This is a genomic window from Nocardia heshunensis, from assembly GCF_054782115.1.
Genome location: NZ_BAAGTC010000032.1, coordinates 1 through 513, shown reverse-complemented (window position 1 = coordinate 513; position 513 = coordinate 1). Strand labels below are relative to the sequence as shown.

General features: G+C 47.4%; 2 protein-coding genes. Both read right to left on the bottom strand.

Features of this window, described 5'->3' with window-relative positions; translation table 11 throughout:
- Positions 1-265 (bottom strand): hypothetical protein (locus ACYVN4_RS44980; RefSeq protein WP_460730431.1); only part of this gene is annotated, 265 nt, incomplete at its 3' end.
- Between the two features lie 42 nt (positions 266-307).
- Positions 308-513, bottom strand: a 206-nt coding sequence (locus ACYVN4_RS44975; RefSeq protein WP_460730429.1) for a hypothetical protein, incomplete at its 5' end; no start/stop codon positions are given.

The window sequence follows — 513 nt, the reverse complement described above, 5'->3', positions numbered from 1 at the left end:
CAATCAGGCCAATGCCCTTGGTGATACCAGTACCGATAACATTAGCTCCTAGAAACTGCTTAAACATGCCACCGGTTTTCCCGACCGTATTGTTCAGCCCATTAAACCCACTAGCCATCTTCTCCGGTCCACCGCTACTCATCGCGTTCTTCAAGCGACTCATACCAGTTGACCCCTTGGCTAACCCAGCGGCCAGCTTATCTAATGGTCCTGTAAAGCCATCATTGATTTTAATCGTTGCACTAACTGAATTTGAACCTGCCATACGTTACCTCCTTTCCAAGCCAAAAGGAAAAGAGCCAAGGGCCTAATGGTGACGACCCTTAGACTTGGCTCTTCTCTCTGCTTCCTTTTGTTGTCGTTTCTCTTCCTTAACTCGAATGTCAATACCTGCAATGACCAACGCCTTCTCATACATAGAAAGCTCGGCCCATTGGGAGGGTAACCAATGGTACTCATTCATAGCGTAGTGATAGTAGTTAAACTCCGCACCACGCCCCTCAGCGATTATTT